Origin of the sequence: Flavobacterium taihuense (genome assembly GCF_019351435.1) — a bacterium.
Lineage (GTDB): Bacteria > Bacteroidota > Bacteroidia > Flavobacteriales > Flavobacteriaceae > Flavobacterium > Flavobacterium taihuense.
In genome coordinates, this window is the sequence record NZ_JAHWYN010000004.1 from 51394 (window position 1) to 66726 (window position 15333).

Here is a 15333-nt window from a genome sequence, read left to right on the forward strand (position 1 = left end):
GTGTTGAAGTAGCGACTCTGCGGTAATTTGTTATTACAGTTACAGCTGGTGGATCGAAAGTTGCAGATGTAGCACCTGCGATATTTGCCCAAGTACCATCACAACCCGTTGTACTCATTTGCCATTGATATGAAATGACTCCTGCTCCTGTAGTACTTCCTGCTGTAGTGTTGGTAAAGGCTACGGCATCAAATGGGGAACAACCTATTTGATCTCCAGCGATTACTCCAGGACTTACTGGGTTTGGAGTTACTGTCAAGCAATTACTGTTTGCAGAACACACAACATTATTGAGTGTAGCGGTAGTGACTCTACGGAAATTAGTTATTACGGATACGACTCCTGCATCATAAGTTGCAGATGTAGCCCCTTGGATGTCAGTCCAAGTACCGTCACAGCCAGTTGTACTCATTTGCCATTGATATGAAATTACTCCACCATCACTTGCACTTCCTGCTGTAGTGTTGGTAAAGGCTGCAGGATCAAATGGAGAACATAATGTTTGATTGCCTGCAATGACACCAGGATTTACGGTGTTTACTATTGCAGTAACCTGAGTTCTTGGACCTTCACAGCCTGAACTACTGGTACAACTTACCCAATAACTGGTAGTTGTAGAAATAGTTGGGCTATAGGTGAGTCCCTCATTAACTTTTGTACCATTTGTAGCAGCATCATACCATTTTAGAGTTCCTCCAGTACAGCCATTAGCGGAAAGATTTACTTGTACCGGGCCAGGGCCGCATACAGTAGCTCCTGTGGTACTTGGAGCATCTGGTCTGAAATTCAAATTCAACTGAATAGGAGCTCCAGGAAAATCTTTTAATTCAGATTGAGATGAACTTCCAGAGGATCTTGTTCGAATAAACAATGTGCTAATTGAAGTGCAGGGGTTATTTAGGTATGTTAACACCTGAGTAAGATTTATGGCTCCTTCAGCCCATTGATTTGGAGCATAAACGCCTGGGTTTACTCCATAAGCATCAAATGGAACTGTAGTGGTTACATTATTATTGGTGCAAAAAATGAATCCAGGAAAAACAGTATTAGGAATAACTACATACTCATAAGCTGAACCTACTAGTTTCCATTGTCGTATTACAACAGTTGCATCACCACCACCTTGGGTAAACTCAATAGTGATCAATATGTCACCAGGGGTACGGCCACCAGTTGCATCAGGAGCTGCGCTATGAAATACACCACTACCTCCAGTAATTGGAGCAACACCCGTAAAAGGGTCAGGAGGCCCGTAAGTGGCCCCAGTCATCGTTAAGGGAGCTTGTAAAAATTCAAAATCAATATAGCTGCTACCATTAGTAACTTGGCGGTCACCAGCAAATAGACACCATAAATCAGTTGCTGATCCTGAGACTCCTCCAGCAGGGGATGGACTAATAAAGGTGCCAGATGCATCTGTTACACCACCTTTAATACCTGGATCACCATAACTAAAATGAGCTCCACAATTTTGAATTTCATTTTTGTTAGGAGATGTTCCTGCTCCCCAAGAATAGGTATTGGGATTATCGTTTATTTTATTGGAGAGGGTGAATATCGTAAGATCATCTATATAGCGATCTTTTATCTGATAAGTCACGGGAACACTCTGAGGAGTGGGGGGATCTGTAACAGGGCTTGGTTTATATAGAACATTACCTGAAATAGGATCAATCAATCCATGATTGATGTTATGCATATTAGTTGCATTGTTTGGATCATAAGCAGGACTGCCTGGATTATATCGATCATCAAACAAATCCCCAACTTTTTCAAAATTAGTACCAATAGGCTGATGAGCCCAAAAGTCTCCATCAATTGCATCTCCACTCACTGGGGTAGACACAGGAACAATTCCTTTAATGTTTTGAGCGCTAACGGTCGTGTAACCAGTCATAAGAATGCCCAAAAAGACTAATGGCAAAGCTAGCTTTTGATGCCAACTGGTTAGCCAAAGTTTTAATACTTGATTTAAAGGAAATGTGAAATTAGATTTTGAGAATCCTGTTTTGAAGCAACAGGAAAAAGCGAAACAATATTGTTGCATGCTTTTTATCGTAAAAGGAATAATTTTTTTCATATCAGTATGGTTTTTATGACCATAGTATCAATAAGAAAAGATTAGTAGATATTGGGTTTTCGAAAAACCAGAGAATGTTGTTTCATATAGTATAGTTTGGTTAGGTGAAATTTAAAAAAGGGCACTCCTTTTTTAAGGAATGCAGCTTTTAAATCAGGAAATAAAACACAACCCTCATAAATTCATTTATGAAGTACACGATCATCAAAAAGACATTCTATTGTGGGGAACAATAATTAAATTCTTTTTCTAACAAAATTTGTTTTAAAAAATCAAAAATTTTAATTTCAAAAAATGCTTCCAAAAAAATGAATTAATGCAAAATAGATTAAAAACTGAAAATGTGTCTTTAGAGAAAACAGCACTTGCAGCAAAATGACAAACTTCAAATTAAAATACTGAAGTCTAAGATCTTATTCTTAAATAGTTTTGTTGTTTTGATTGTTTTTTGCTTTTTTTATTCAAATATTTCTATTTTGAAACAAACTAAAATAATATCAATGCATTCAACTGTCAAAGAATAATAACCAATTCATTTATTTACCTTATGCTCATCCTTTTGGATGGGCAAAATCACTTCTAAGAGTGACGGTATAAAATTAATTAATAATAAAAAAATAAGCTTTACAAATCGTTAAATCTCCGACTATAGGATCAATATAAACGACAAAATACGACCAAAATGCGAATTGGCTTACATGTAAAATCTAAATAACTATTCATTAAAAATTAACATAACTTATTAATAATCAGATAAATACGTGTTAATAAATTTTTACAAAAACCAAAAAATGTAGAATAATTTAGGTTTAATCAGTATCTAAAGTATTTTACCTTAAAAACGGCAATATTTTAACTTAAAAGCTGCTTTATTTAAGAGTTAAGCGCAAATCAAAATTAATTCAGAAAGTATTGATTAAATATATTTTGTATAAAGGGTTTTTACGACAAAAGGGTTGTGTATTTGAATCGAAGTTTGTTTAAAAACGGTATATAGCACAAAAAAAAACCTTAACTTTACTCAACTTTCAAGTATAAGAAATGTATTTAAATAATTGATCATCAATTTCTTGAAAATTAGGCCCCTTATTATATTCTTATCATTTCGTTAATTAATCGAATTTATTGTTCAATTAAAATAACTACTTCCGATGAAAATAATACTAACAGGTGCGACAGGTGTTTTGGGTTCTCAGATTATGTATGAAATCCTCGAATTATTTATCAAAGAATCTATTGATGGCAAACTTATTTTGATTTCCAGAAGCAAGAAAAAGAGAACTGCTTTGAATAGAATAAACAATTTGCTTACCAGTACTTATGCTCCGCAATTTCTAAAAGACATAGGAACTACAAAGCTCGACGAATATATAGAAATTGTAGATACCGATTTAGACTCGGTTAAAGAAAGCTTTTCAAATAAAATAGATGGAGCTTATTTTATTCATTCGGCTGGATATGTCAATTTATCAACAGATGAGGAACATCGCGATAAAATATTTGAAGAGAATACGAAGATTACCAAATTCATTTTAAATAATTTTCATCATTTTATCAAAAAATTCATTTATATCGGAACTGCCTTTTCTTCTGGTGAGCGTTCAGGAATTGTTGATAATGATTTTCATAATCTCGGTTTTGTTCCCAAACATCGAAACGCATATGAAAACGCAAAATTTCATTCAGAAAAATTTGTTGCACAACGATGTAAAACTTTAGGATTGCCTTATCAGATTTTGCGTCCAAGTGTTATTTGTGGGAAAATGTTAAGTGATGAAAATAAATATTTTATCTCGAAATACATGGTTTTCTATCTATTGGCCAAATTTTTTTATTTTGCGGCCCAAAGAAAAACGGAACAGGAAAATGTCCGCTTTGCAATCAACAAAAAAACGGGGCTCAATATCATTCCGGTCGATTATGTGGCCAAAGTGATTGTTTCTGTGTTTAGAAGAGACGATATACAGCAGCTCAATATAGTGAGTCATAAAAGTCTAAACCTCGTGAAAGGCTTAGAGTTGATTATGAAAGAAGTTGGATATAACAATTACACTATTATAGAAGACACACCCGATTTTGAATATCAAAACACTACCGAAAAATTATATTATGAGAGTATAGGGAAGCACCTCAAACCTTACCTTGTTTCTAGTGCCAAACAATATAACACCTCTTTATTGAATTCTATTCTAGAAATCCCGGTACTGGATGACGAAACATTTACTCAATTGATCCGGTATGCCAAATTGCATAAATTTAAAGACGTTGAAGTGTAATTTAGTTTCTTAATTAATTCAAGTTGCTGGACAATCCAATAAGTTTTATTGTAAATTTGAGGAATAAATCCCCAAATTATGAAGTTTTTAATCACGTTGCTATTTAGTTTTACGGTTTCCTGTGTCTTCGCTCAAGAACAAATTTCATTTTTTTTTGATAGTGATAAGTTTGTTTTGCAAAAAAACGAATTATTGAAATTGAACCAATGGCTGGTAGCGAACAAGGAAGTTAAAGTTGTTGGTGCTTATGGTTTTTGTGATGAAGAAGGTTCAGTAGGATATAATGATACTTTAGCCAAAAAAAGAATCGATTATGTATTTAATGCCATTAAAAACAAAGTAAAAATTAGAGAAGATTTCAAGACTAGAAATTTCGGAGAGCTGCATACATCGTCTGCTATTAAGGCAGAAAACAGAAAAGTTACGCTTTATTATATTCTGCCAAAAGATTTTGTGAATGAAGAAAAAATAATTGGCTTTAGGAAAGCAGTGGTAGTAGAAAAGAAAAAACCAAACATAAAATTTTCGGATATTTATATTTATGAAAACCCAGACGGTTCTACAGCAAACATTAAAGTAGACACTGTTTTTATGAAAAAAGTTAGTGTTGCTAATGTAGGGGAAAAGATTAAACTGGAAAGCATGAATTTTTTTGTAGACACTTTTGCGATTATGCCTCAATCCAGATCGGTTATGTTTGAACTGTTGGCTGTAATGAAAAGTTGTCCAAATTTAAAAATACAAATTCAAGGACATATTTGCTGTGTGCAAAAAGATGTTAGGGATTTAAGTACGCAAAGAGCTAAAGCCATTTGTAAATTTTTAGAATATAATGGTATTGAGAAAAGCAGAATGACCTTTGTTGGTTATGGAAGTACAAAACCATTGTATCCTTTACCCGAAAAAACAGAAGCAGAACGCGAAGCAAATCGTCGAGTAGAAATTGAAATTGTAGCTAATTAGAAGAGAATTTCAGATTTCAGAATTAAGATTTCAGATTTCAGATTTCAGAAATTTGCCATTATAATTGCCATTAAAATTGATTCCTTATATAATTGTATAATTGTTACATTAAAATTATCTTTGCCCAACATACACACAACTAAAAAAATGAGTTCAGATACTTCAAAAAGATATGCACAACGCGGTGTTTCGGCATCCAAAGAAGATGTGCATAACGCCATTAAAAATATTGACAAAGGTTTATTTCCTCAAGCATTTTGTAAAATTGTTCCTGATTATTTAACTCAGGACGAAGACTATTGCTTGATTATGCATGCAGATGGTGCTGGGACAAAATCTTCTTTGGCCTATATGTACTGGAAAGAGACAGGAGATATTTCGGTTTGGAAAGGCATTGCTCAAGATGCTTTAATCATGAACATTGACGATTTATTGTGCGTAGGTGCCACCGATAATATTTTGCTTTCTTCTACTATTGGAAGAAATAAAAATGTAATTCCAGGCGAAGTTTTATCTGCTATTATTAACGGTACCGAAGAACTCATAAAAGAATTGGATTCTTTTGGAGTAACTATTCATTCCACAGGTGGAGAAACTGCCGATGTTGGTGACTTGGTGAGAACCATTATTGTAGATTCTACCGTAACGGCTAGAATGAAACGCTCCAAAGTAATTGATAATGCGAATATAAAAGCAGGTGATGTTATCGTTGGGTTGGCCTCTTTTGGTCAGGCTACTTACGAAAAAGGCTATAACGGAGGAATGGGAAGCAACGGACTAACCTCTGCTCGACATGATGTATTCGGCAACTATTTGGCCAACAAATATCCAGAAAGTTTTGATGCGGCTGTTCCTAGTGAATTGATTTATTCCGGTCAAGTAAAATTGACTGATGCTGTTGAAAATTCACCAATAGATGCGGGTCAGTTAGTGCTTTCTCCAACAAGAACTTATGCGCCTATAATCAAGAAAATTTTAGACAAATATACATCGAAGGAAGTTCACGGAATGGTACACTGTAGTGGAGGTGCACAAACCAAAATTTTGCATTTTGTACAAAATCTTCACATTATAAAAGATAATTTATTTCCAGTTCCGCCTTTATTTCAATTGATACAAGAACAATCCAAAACGGATTGGAAAGAAATGTATCAAGTATTCAACTGTGGACATAGAATGGAAATATATGTACCGGAAAACATTGCACAAGATATTATCAGTATCTCAAAAGCATTCAATGTCGATGCCCAAATCGTGGGTAGAGTAGAAGATTCTGATTCCAAAAAATTAACAATTACTAGTGAGTACGGTACTTTCGAGTATTAATATAATAAAACAATACTATGTACGAATTGCTATTTTGGAAATACTTGGACGAAGTTTATTTGAATCATCATGAGGTGTACGAAGCTATTGACGACCAGCAAGAAGTTGAAGGTCTTGAAGAGCTACCTATTACTGTTATTATGAATAGAATTAATTCCGTGTTTTCAACTTGGGAAAAAGTAGATGAAAACAGTTGGAAAAATCCAAATGGCAAAGGAGCTTTTCATGTAAAAACAACTCCGCAAAGTGTTAAAATAGATTGTTACGGTACAGAGGGTAAAACTATGAATTTACTTGTAGATACCATGGCCGAATTCAAATGTCCGCTCTACGATCCTCAAGTTCCAGAGCGTTATGATGAAATGACCGAGTAATATTCCAGGAGCTTCATCCAGCTATCCATTACAAGTCCGCGCATAAAATACCATTTTTTCTAAGTCATAAAAGGAGCTTCCTTGGTCGCTCTTTTATAACAAGAAAAAATAGTTTTTTATACTGTGGGCTTTTCATTTTATCTGGGCTATGACATCAGTGGGTATTTGTAAAAAGGCTGTAATTTGTCTTTTTTTTATACATTAGCAAAAAAAAAAAAAGATAATGCCAACTTCTCAATTTCCCCAAGATGTTATACTCGAAGACGAAATGGTTTTGCTTCGTGCTCTTCAAGCAACTGATGTTAATAATCTATTGGATATTTCACTCCATGAACCCGAAACCTGGGAATACTCTTTAGTTCGCGCCAATGGAAAAGAAAATCTGGAAAACTATATTCAAATTGCTCTAAAAAATAAAGAAGATCAAACCGAATTCCCTTTTATTGTTTTGGATAAAAAATCGGGAAAATACGCTGGAAGTACTCGTTTTTATGATATCAATATGGGCTTCAAAACCCTGCAATTGGGGTACACGTGGTATGGTAAAGATTTTAGAGGTACTGGCCTCAATAAACACTGCAAATACCTTTTACTACAATTTGCATTTGAAACATTGGGAATGGAGCGCGTAGAATTTCGTGCCGATAATAACAATCAACGAAGTATTGCAGCCATGAAAAGTATAGGTTGTAAAGTAGAAGGTGTTATGCGTAGCCATATGCCAACATTAGGCAGCGATGTTCGTAGAGACAGTATTATATTGAGTATTCTTAAATACGAATGGTTTGATGAGGTCAAAGAAAATTTGAAATCAAGATTATAATCGATTTTATTACAGTCGCTAGTTGATAAAATTTGTAATGCTTATGTGTTTTAAAATTGTATTTTATTTTAGAGAATACAATTGGTTTATTTTTGCCTTGTTCATCTTTATAAGTACCTCATAAAGTATCTTCTTGTTTATTTAAGGTTAGAAAATGTTTTTCTTTGGTTTCTATCCTGGTATTTATTGCTTTGATAACAATAACATCATGGGTAGCAGACGTGTGTTTTATTTCTCCAATATTATATTTGACCATTTTGGTGCCTTTAAATTCAAGGTAATGATTCATGATGATTTTATTACAATCTTGCGCAATTATCACAGAGCAATTTTTAAAATTGCTGGAGTTTTCATCTGAGCATACGCCATTTATATTTGCAGGTGGAGCATCTGTTTTTAAAGCACATGAAGATATAATCGTAGCAAGGGTTAGAATAGCAATAGTCTTTTTAGATAAGACTTTTGTTTCGTATTAGTTCTGATTAAAAAGCAAAAAAAATTAGTATGAATTAAATTAGGTTAGAATCCCTATTTGGGAAACTGATGTAAAAAGTAGTTCCTTTTCCTTCTTCGCTTTCAACCCAAATTTTACCCTTGTGTTTGTCTATGAATTCTCTACATAAAATTAAACCCAACCCTGTACTAGGCTCGTCGTCAGTTCCAATTCGATTGTTTTGTCCATCCAGGTTGAATAAGTTTTGAATCGTTTTAGGGCTCATGCCAATACCATTATCGGAAACAGTTATAATTGTATTTTTACCCTCCTGCTTTCCTTGAATAGTAACAGCTCCATTTTTTTGGGTGAACTTTATTGCGTTTAAAACGACATTACGAATGATCGCCTGTAACATGTTTTTGTCTGCAAATATCTCTATGGAATTTGGTATGTTAGTGCTAATATTTATTCCTTTTTTATCAGCGTTGTTGTTTAATGTTATAATACTGTCCAGAACAAATTGTTTTAATGGATATTCTTGTGGATCAAATGGAATTAGATTTTGCTCCATGCGGGACCATTCCAATAAATTTTCCAAAAGATTAAAAAGATTTTGGGCAGAACTTTTCATGTTAATAGCCGCAAATTTTATTTCATCTTTTGACATAAGATCGATATCTTCGGCCATTAACTCGGTTAGTCCCAAAAAGCCGTTGAAAGGGCCTCTCAAATCATGTGCTATAATAGAATAAAATTTATCTTTTTGAGCGTTAATATTAGAAATTAATATGTTTTTTTCTTTAAGGAGTTGGTTGTTTTTCCTTTTGGATACGTATAAAAAAAGAAAAAGTCCCAGTAAAGCGGCAACGGAAATAGATATTGTAATTAATAAATAGACTTTACGGGTTTCACTATTTATTCTAAGGGTTTGAATTTCTATTTGTTTATCCCTTAAGTCTATTTCTCTTTGGAACTTAACATTAGCTAACTTTTTTTTACTTTCTTTAGAAAAGATAGAATCTTTGATCTCGGAATATTTTTCAAAACAGTCTAATGCTACAGCAAAATTACCTTTGACTTTATTTACTTTGGACAGATAAAAATAAGTTTCCTGTATGTCTTTTAAGGAGTTGTATTTTTTGAAGTTTTGTAAAGCATTTTCAAGTAAACGAATGGATTTCTCAATATGTGTATTTTTGTCATTCTTGTATTTGTCATCTTGTGACATCAAGTAATGGGCTCTCCCTAGATCATAAATGTTATATGTATTGAACAAACTTGAAACGTCATCATAAGTAGCGATTGATTTGTTTAACATTTCAATCCCTTTTTCGTAATTTTTTAGGTTTATATTACAGATGCCTATATTAGAAAGATTTAACCCTATTCCTTCAATATCTTCAAGCTTTTTGTTTATTATTAGTGCTTTGTAAAAATAGTTTAGCGCATTTTTATATTCCTTTTTTTGCAGATAGACATCACCAATATTGTTTAAAAGCAAAGAAACATTTCTTTCTTTTTTTGACTGATAACTTAATCGTAATGCTTTATTATAAAAAATCAGTCCTTCCGGATAGTTTTTAAGGTCAATGTAAATTAATCCGAGGTTGTTGAATATGCTAATTAATTTTGTTTTGTCATTCAGGTTTTCAAAAATTGTTAGTGCTTTATATAAATTTTTCAAAGCATGGGCATAGTCTGATTTTATTTCATACGCTGTGCCTAAATTTCCATAGGCATCTCCAATCAGTTTTTCATTTTTTGTTTTTTGAGCATAATAAAGTCCTTTTTTGGCATAATTGATGGCTTCATCAGGACCTATATATTCGGAATAAGAAGAAAGTTTTGTTAATAAAAGAGCTTTATCAGAATCGTTTTTTGAGTTTCTCAATTCTAGTTTTAATGAATCAATAGTTTTGTAGGCAGCATTTTGTGCTGAAATTGGAGTAAAAGAAAGTATTAAAACAAAAAAGATAAGTAGAGTAATTTTTTGAATCATTCAGGTGGTATTTTTTTCAAAAATACACTTAATTATGTAATAGCATGAGGAAAATTAAAATAAAATATGGAGCCTTTATTTACTTCACTTTCTAGCCAGATTTTGCCTCCGTGTTTTACTACAAATTCTTTACATAATATCAGTCCCAATCCAGTACTTGGCTCACCATCGGTTCCAATTCGATTGTTTTTTGCATCAAGTTGGAATATGTTTTTGACCATTTTGGTATCCATTCCTACTCCCGAATCGATAATTGAAATGACAGTATTTTTTTGGTTTTCTCGAGCTTGTATTTTTACTGTTCCATTTTTTGGGGTGAATTTTAGAGCATTAGATAAAATATTTCGAATGACAGATTGTAAAATGTGGTAATCTGCAAAAACCGAAATATTTTTATCTATATTAGTTTCAATTAGGATGTTTTTTTTGTTTGCAGCATCTTGTAAGGTTGCAGTACATTGTTTTACCGCTTCGGTTAAATTTATTTTTTGTGGTGAAAATGGAATTAAACCCTGTTCCATTCTAGACCATTCTAATAAATTTTCTAGCAGTAGGTTCAAGTTTTTGGCTGAATTTCTCATGTTTATAGCGGCAAACTGGATTTCTTCCTTGTCCATGTCATCTATGTCTTCGGCTAATAGTTCAGTCAATCCCAGAAAACCATTGAATGGGCCTCGTAAATCATGGGCTATGATTGAGAAAAATTTGTCTTTTTGTTTATTGATGTTGGATATGATTTTGTTTTTTTTCTTTAATTTTAAATTTATTTTTCTTTTGGATAAATACAACCACAGAAATAAACTGAGCAAGATTATTACTGTTGAAATTATGGTGTATAATAAGTAAACTTTTGCAGAATCACTTTTTATTTTAAGATTTTGTATCTCTATTTTTTTATTTCTGAGTTCGATTTCTCTTTGCGATTTTAGAAATTCTATTTGTATTTTGTTTTCATTTGAAAAAATAGAATCGTTAAGATTTGAACTTTTTTCAAAAAACGCAAGTGCTTGTTCTGTTTTTTCATAAGCTTTATAAATCTTAGATAAATAAGAATAGGTATCTCTTATGTCGATTAGAGATTCTTCCCTTTCAAAGATTTTTAAAGCCTCATTAGTATAGTCTAAGGATTGCTGTAAAAGTTGATTTTTTTTTATTTTATTTTGTTCTGCAATTGCAAGATAATAATGGGATATGCCTAGCTCCAATTTATTATAAGCATTGAATATACTTGAGTCATTATTATAAATTAAAGCGGATTTGGTACAAAATTTTATAGATTTTTTATACTCTTTAAGGCGGTTTAAAGTAATGCCAATATTGGTGTAGTTTAGTCCAGCTTCGTAACTGTTTTTTTCAAACACATTCATTTTAATGGCCTTATCGAAGTAGTATAAAGCTTTTGCGAATACTTTCGCTCTCAAATAGACATCTCCAATATTGTTTAAGTAAGTAGCAATTGATTTTTTGTCGTTTATTTCTTGACTGGATTTTAGTGCTTTGTTATAACAAGATAATGCTAATTTGTAATTTTTAAATTCAACATAGATTGTTCCAAGACCATTATTTGTTTTTGCAATACCACTTTTGTCGTAAAGGCTTTCATATATGTGAAGCGATTTATAATTGTATTTTAATGCTTTTGGGAAATCAGATTTTAGTTTATAATAGACGCCAAAATTATTGTACGAAAGAGCTATTCCTTTAGTGTAGTTTATTTTTTTTTGAAAGGCTGTAGATTGATTTGGCATATTGTAAACTTTTTTTTGAGTCAATATAATAGTAAGCGGTAGATAAGCGATTCAATAGATCTATTTTTGTGGTATCTACTGTTGTTTTATTTAAAAGTACTTTTAAAGAGTCAATTTCTTTTAGTTGGCTTTTTTGAGAAAAGCAACTTACAATTACAAGAAGAAAACTCATTAAAAATATAACTTTTTTCATTTTGTTTATTTTTGAATGCCTAAATGAGATTGACTGTATTGTTTTTTTTGGGGAAGCTAATATGAAATGTAGATCCTTCCCCTTCTTCACTTTCTACCCAAATTTTACCACCATGTTTTTCTACAAATTCTTTGCAAAGAATTAAGCCCAATCCAGTACTAGGCTCGCCATCGGTTCCAATTCTATTCGATTTGACATCAAGTTGAAATATGTTTTTGAGTATTTTGGCATTCATTCCTATTCCAGTATCGGATATGGAAATGGTGGTATTGGCATCATTTTCTTTTCCTTCAATGTTTATAGTTCCTTTTGTTGGAGTAAACTTAATAGCGTTTGACAAAATATTTCGAATTACTGCATGAAGGATATTGTTGTCTGCATAAACTTTTGTGTCCTCTGGTATTGTGGTGTTTATTTTGATTTCTTTTTTGTTGGCAGCGTCTTGTAACATGCTAACACATTCCGAGGCTACAGTGAGTAGTTTGTTTTCTTGTAGCAAAAAAGTAATTAAACCCTGTTCCATTCTAGACCATTCTAATAGGTTTTCCAATAAATTATTCAGATTGTGTGCTGATCGTCTCATATTGATGGCCGCAAACTGAATTTCTTCTTTGTCCATGTCATCGATATCTTCGGCTAGTAATTCTGTCAATCCCAAAAAGCCATTAAAGGGACCTCGCAAATCATGAGCAATGATCGAGAAGAATTTGTCTTTTTGTTTATTGATATTTTGTATTTCTTCGTTTTTGTCCAATAACAATTGATTTGTACTTCTTTTGGAAACATACAACCAGAAAAATAACACAAAGAGCAAAGCAATTGAAATGGTCATGGTAACTAACAAATATACTTTTCTGGAATTACTATTTATTTTAAGTTTTTGAATTTCAATTTGTTTGTCTCTTAAATCGATTTCTCGTTTGGATTGCAAATTGGCTAGTTTGTTTTGGCTTTCATTTGAAAATAATGAATCTTTAATAGTATTGTGTTTTTCAAAATAATTTAAAGCCTCGTTGAAATTACCTTGTTCCTTTTTAGTTTTGTAAAGTTCAAAATAGCATTTACTTAATCGGTCAAACATGCCTATTTCTGAAAATAGATGGAGAGCCTTATTTAAGTATTTAAAGGACTCAGCTAATAATTGTTTCTTATTTGAATTTTCTAAAGCCATTTTTTGATATGAAATTCCCATTTCAATGTAGGTATTTCCAATGTTATAAGTTTGGCCTTTATCGTAGTTGTTTAATGCTTTTTTGAAGTAGTAAATACTCTTTGAATATTCTTTTAGATCGGAATAAATTTTTCCAATTTTGGAGTAGCAGTATCCTAAACCATTTGAATCATACATGGAAAAGTTTAAGTCTTTTGATTTATTGTAATATTCAAGAGCTTTAGCGTAATTTTTTTTATCGGAATAAGCTACAGCAATATTATTTAGGTTGTAAACCATTAAAATTTTATTGTTTGTTTTTTTGTTAATAGCGTAAGCTTTATTGAAATATGCAAAAGCTTGATTGTATTTTTTTATTTCAACATTAACTAATCCTAAATTATTATAAGCTCCAGAAATACCATTTTGGTCTTTTAAATCTTCATAACTGGATAATGATTTGTAAAAATAGTTAATGGCTTTTGGGTAGTCTGTTAGTACCCATTGGCATACTCCAAGATGATCATTTGCCAACGCAATTCCTTTTTTCCAATGAATTTTTATGGCTAATCGAAGTGCCGCTTCTCCGTATGGAATTCCCTCTTTAGGGTTGGTATAAAAGTAGCTGCTGGCAATTCTATTTAGAATATTGATTTTGGTTGTGTCGACGGTAGATTTTTTTAGTAATTCCTTTAATGAATCTACTGATTGTGAATATTGTTCTTGTTTGGATGATATTCGTTCTAATGTTTTTATTGAAAGGGCAACATATTTTTTTTTGTTTTTTGCATCTGCCTGTGACATCAAAAGATATACATTGCTCAATTGCCTGAGTGTGTTGTCAATGTTTTCAATTTGATTTTTATCGTATTTCTCTAAAGCTTTTGATAAATAACTTAGGGCTTTTGAGTATTCTTTTTTAGTTGAATAAATTTCGCCAATACGACTGAAGCAATAGGCAAGGCCATTATTATCCTTTAAGTTTTCATTTATTGTAATAGATTGGCTGTAATGGTAAAGCGCTTTTGAATTGTTATTTTGTTTGAAATATACATCAGCAATATCATTGTAGTTGTATACCATTAAGCGTTTATTGTCGCTAAGTTGATTTATTTTTAATGCTTTATTGAAGTACGAAAGAGCTTCTGGATATTTTTTTTGTGCCAAATAGACGAGTCCCATATCTTTGAGTGTTCCCGAAATCGCTGATTGGTTCTGTAGTTCTTTATATAGTTGCAAGGCTTTCTGAAAATGGCTTAAGGATTCTGTATAATAGGATTGAGTTAGGTTGCAAATACCTAGGTTCTTATTTGCTGTAGCAATCCCTTTTTTCCAATGTATTTTTTCGGCTAACGCTAATGCATTTTTCCCGTAGCTTATCCCTTCTGGAGCATTAGAATATTTATAAATTGCTGAAATTTCGTTAAGTATTTTGATTTTGGTCGTATCAATGGTCGTTTTCTGAAGTTCGATTTTTAAAATGGCTATAGATTGTGAATTTTGGTTCTGGCCGTAAATTAGGTTTCCTGCTATTAGTAAACCAATTAACCATTTATTTATTTTATAAAAAGTATTCATATCTGTTTGCTATATTGTTATTTAAATCTTTTTTTAAATTTAAATAATGATTTACTGATGTGATTCAATAATCGCACCAAAATAAATAAATATATCGATTTTATTGCTTTTTTTATCGATGAAAATCATTTTTTTATTTATTATGTAGTAATATCGCTATTTATTTTTTTTTGAAATTTATTTTATAAGAAATAAGGTTTATTTTTTTAAATCATCTTAGAAAAACATTCAATTTGATACTTTGTTTTAATTTGATTTGCAAAGAATTTAGATTATGCTAATTAAATGGATCACAGGTGAAAATATTTAAAGTCTCTTTTTGACAGTAATTTTTTTAGTAGAGCAAATTTTCGGTTTTAATAGTATAACTATAGAGTTGCGATTTAG

At 31.9% G+C, this 15333-nt stretch carries 11 protein-coding genes; 5 read left to right on the forward strand and 6 right to left on the reverse strand.

Annotated elements, in window-relative coordinates:
- A partial coding sequence (locus KZH69_RS05585; protein ID WP_500796431.1) for an immunoglobulin domain-containing protein occupies nt 1-2080 on the reverse strand: 2080 nt, incomplete at its 3' end.
- A 1151-nt stretch (nt 2081-3231) separates the two neighbouring features.
- On the opposite strand from KZH69_RS05585, the gene KZH69_RS05590 reads away from it, so the two are divergent.
- The 5 genes from KZH69_RS05590 to KZH69_RS05610 all read left to right on the forward strand — a co-directional run bounded on the left by KZH69_RS05590 (nt 3232) and on the right by KZH69_RS05610 (nt 7842).
- Entirely contained in the window at nt 3232-4356 is a 1125-nt protein-coding gene (locus KZH69_RS05590) for an SDR family oxidoreductase (protein WP_219316464.1), read from the forward strand.
- A 78-nt stretch (nt 4357-4434) separates the two neighbouring features.
- Nucleotides 4435-5319: an OmpA family protein gene (locus tag KZH69_RS05595; protein ID WP_219316465.1), complete on the forward strand. Its 885-nt coding sequence runs from the start codon at nt 4435-4437 to the stop codon at nt 5317-5319.
- 147 nt (nt 5320-5466) lie between these two features.
- On the forward strand, nt 5467-6645 hold the full coding sequence (locus KZH69_RS05600; RefSeq protein WP_219316466.1) for an AIR synthase related protein: 1179 nt from the start codon (nt 5467-5469) through the stop codon (nt 6643-6645).
- A gap of 17 nt (nt 6646-6662) precedes the next feature.
- Nucleotides 6663-7019 (forward strand): hypothetical protein, encoded by a 357-nt coding sequence (locus KZH69_RS05605; protein ID WP_219316467.1) that lies wholly within the window; start codon nt 6663-6665, stop codon nt 7017-7019.
- Nucleotides 7020-7242: 223 nt separating this feature from the next.
- On the forward strand, nt 7243-7842 hold the full coding sequence (locus tag KZH69_RS05610; protein ID WP_219316468.1) for a GNAT family N-acetyltransferase: 600 nt from the start codon (nt 7243-7245) through the stop codon (nt 7840-7842).
- Between the two features lie 118 nt (nt 7843-7960).
- Here the strand turns inward: KZH69_RS05610 and KZH69_RS05615 are convergent, their stop codons facing one another.
- The 5 genes from KZH69_RS05615 to KZH69_RS05635 all read right to left on the reverse strand — a co-directional run bounded on the left by KZH69_RS05615 (nt 7961) and on the right by KZH69_RS05635 (nt 14946).
- Nucleotides 7961-8131, reverse strand: coding sequence for a hypothetical protein (locus KZH69_RS05615; RefSeq protein ID WP_219316469.1), 171 nt, complete (start codon nt 8129-8131; stop codon nt 7961-7963).
- Nucleotides 8132-8351: 220 nt separating this feature from the next.
- Nucleotides 8352-10277 carry a tetratricopeptide repeat-containing sensor histidine kinase gene (locus tag KZH69_RS05620; RefSeq protein ID WP_219316470.1) on the reverse strand — a complete coding sequence of 642 codons (1926 nt, stop codon included), beginning with the start codon at nt 10275-10277 and terminating at the stop codon, nt 8352-8354.
- A gap of 32 nt (nt 10278-10309) precedes the next feature.
- Nucleotides 10310-12025, reverse strand: a complete 1716-nt coding sequence (locus KZH69_RS05625; protein ID WP_219316471.1) for a tetratricopeptide repeat-containing sensor histidine kinase — start codon at nt 12023-12025, stop codon at nt 10310-10312.
- Nucleotides 11979-12218, reverse strand: a complete 240-nt coding sequence (locus KZH69_RS05630; RefSeq protein WP_219316472.1) for a hypothetical protein — start codon at nt 12216-12218, stop codon at nt 11979-11981. Before KZH69_RS05630 ends, KZH69_RS05625 begins: the two co-directional genes overlap by 47 nt.
- A gap of 19 nt (nt 12219-12237) precedes the next feature.
- The gene (locus KZH69_RS05635) at nt 12238-14946 is read right to left on the reverse strand and encodes a tetratricopeptide repeat-containing sensor histidine kinase (protein ID WP_219316473.1); all 2709 of its coding nucleotides are present in this window, start codon (nt 14944-14946) and stop codon (nt 12238-12240) included.
- Between the last annotated feature and the right edge of the window lie 387 nt (nt 14947-15333).

What these genes read in the sequence shown, in the direction of transcription:
- KZH69_RS05630 (WP_219316472.1), bottom strand. Translation starts at nt 12,218, where the DNA reads ATGAAAAAAGTTATATTTTTAATGAGTTTTCTTCTTGTAATTGTAAGT.
- KZH69_RS05595 (WP_219316465.1), top strand. Translation starts at nt 4,435, where the DNA reads ATGAAGTTTTTAATCACGTTGCTATTTAGTTTTACGGTTTCCTGTGTC.
- KZH69_RS05615 (WP_219316469.1), bottom strand. Translation starts at nt 8,131, where the DNA reads ATGAATCATTACCTTGAATTTAAAGGCACCAAAATGGTCAAATATAAT.
- KZH69_RS05590 (WP_219316464.1), top strand. Translation starts at nt 3,232, where the DNA reads ATGAAAATAATACTAACAGGTGCGACAGGTGTTTTGGGTTCTCAGATT.
- KZH69_RS05610 (WP_219316468.1), top strand. Translation starts at nt 7,243, where the DNA reads ATGCCAACTTCTCAATTTCCCCAAGATGTTATACTCGAAGACGAAATG.
- KZH69_RS05605 (WP_219316467.1), top strand. Translation starts at nt 6,663, where the DNA reads ATGTACGAATTGCTATTTTGGAAATACTTGGACGAAGTTTATTTGAAT.
- KZH69_RS05600 (WP_219316466.1), top strand. Translation starts at nt 5,467, where the DNA reads ATGAGTTCAGATACTTCAAAAAGATATGCACAACGCGGTGTTTCGGCA.
- KZH69_RS05620 (WP_219316470.1), bottom strand. Translation starts at nt 10,277, where the DNA reads ATGATTCAAAAAATTACTCTACTTATCTTTTTTGTTTTAATACTTTCT.
- KZH69_RS05635 (WP_219316473.1), bottom strand. Translation starts at nt 14,946, where the DNA reads ATGAATACTTTTTATAAAATAAATAAATGGTTAATTGGTTTACTAATA.
- KZH69_RS05625 (WP_219316471.1), bottom strand. Translation starts at nt 12,025, where the DNA reads ATGCCAAATCAATCTACAGCCTTTCAAAAAAAAATAAACTACACTAAA.